Here is a 759-nt window from a genome sequence, read left to right as displayed (position 1 = left end):
CAAGTGCAAGTACGTCAGCATCAACAAGTGCAAGCACCTCAGCAAGTACATCCGCATCAACAAGTGCAAGCACCTCAGCAAGTACGTCAGCATCAACAAGTGCAAGCACATCGGCAAGTACGTCAGCCTCAACAAGTGCAAGCACATCGGCAAGTACATCCGCATCAACAAGTGCAAGTACGTCAGCAAGCACATCAGCAAGTACGTCGGCATCAACGAGCGCAAGCACGTCAGCAAGTACGTCCGCTTCAACAAGTGCAAGTACTTCAGCAAGCACGTCGGCATCAACGAGCGCAAGTACATCGGCTAGCACGTCGGCATCAACGAGTGCAAGTACGTCAGCAAGTACATCCGCTTCAACAAGTGCAAGCACCTCAGCAAGTACGTCAGCAAGTACATCGGCATCAACAAGTGCAAGTACGTCAGCAAGTACGTCCGCTTCAACAAGTGCAAGCACGTCAGCAAGTACGTCTGCATCAACAAGTGCAAGTACTTCAGCAAGCACATCGGCATCAACGAGCGCAAGCACGTCAGCAAGTACATCGGCATCAACAAGTGCAAGCACCTCAGCAAGCACGTCAGCAAGTACGTCCGCATCAACAAGTGCAAGCACATCAGCAAGTACATCCGCATCAACAAGTGCAAGTACTTCAGCAAGCACATCGGCATCAACGAGCGCAAGCACGTCAGCAAGTACATCGGCATCAACAAGTGCAAGTACTTCAGCAAGCACGTCGGCATCAACAAGTGCAAGTACGT

The 759-nt window shown here is 51.1% G+C and carries 1 protein-coding gene; it reads right to left on the bottom strand.

The features are described 5' to 3' along the window. The coding region (locus QM460_RS10415; protein ID WP_414290057.1) for a hypothetical protein at positions 1 to 759 on the bottom strand (759 nt) is incomplete at both ends.

The sequence above is a fragment of the Streptococcus infantis genome, assembly GCF_047464415.1.
Lineage (GTDB): Bacteria > Bacillota > Bacilli > Lactobacillales > Streptococcaceae > Streptococcus > Streptococcus infantis_AE.
The sequence above is the reverse complement of the archived record's forward strand: the minus strand, read 5'-3'. Positions and strand labels throughout refer to the sequence as shown.